1 protein-coding gene is annotated in these 393 nt (G+C 30.8%); it reads left to right on the top strand.

Translation table 11 applies throughout. From position 1 onward, the window contains the following. Nucleotides 1–393: BT4734/BF3469 family protein (locus IU405_RS00390; RefSeq protein WP_317193326.1), on the top strand; the 393-nt coding region annotated here is incomplete at both ends.

The raw sequence follows: 393 nt of genomic DNA, 5'->3' as shown, positions 1-393 counted from the left end.
CTATAAGATATGCTTATCATAAAGGCGATGAAAAAACAGCCGATGAAATAAAAAGTAATTTATTAGGATTTACAACTTCTGGAACATTTGGTGAAAGCAGAACAAAAGCTAATATAGTAACCTATTCACAAATAGTATGCTTAGATTTTGATGATATCCCACTAACTGAAATAAACAATCTTGTAACGCTTCTAAATGACTGTAGATACACTTTTGCATCATTTATTAGTCCGAGTGGAGCAGGTTTAAAAGTATTCATTAAAGTCAATTCAAATGCAGAACAACATACAGCAGTTTACAATCAAGTGGCAAATTATTACAAAGATCTTTCAAATTATGATGTTGATGCGAAATGCAAAGACATTACCAGATTATGTTTTGTGTCTTATGATG

The organism is Polaribacter sp. BAL334, from assembly GCF_015767435.1.
In the GTDB taxonomy this organism is placed as follows: domain Bacteria; phylum Bacteroidota; class Bacteroidia; order Flavobacteriales; family Flavobacteriaceae; genus Polaribacter.
Note: the sequence above shows the minus strand (reverse complement) of the source record. Positions and strands in the feature narration are given on the sequence as shown.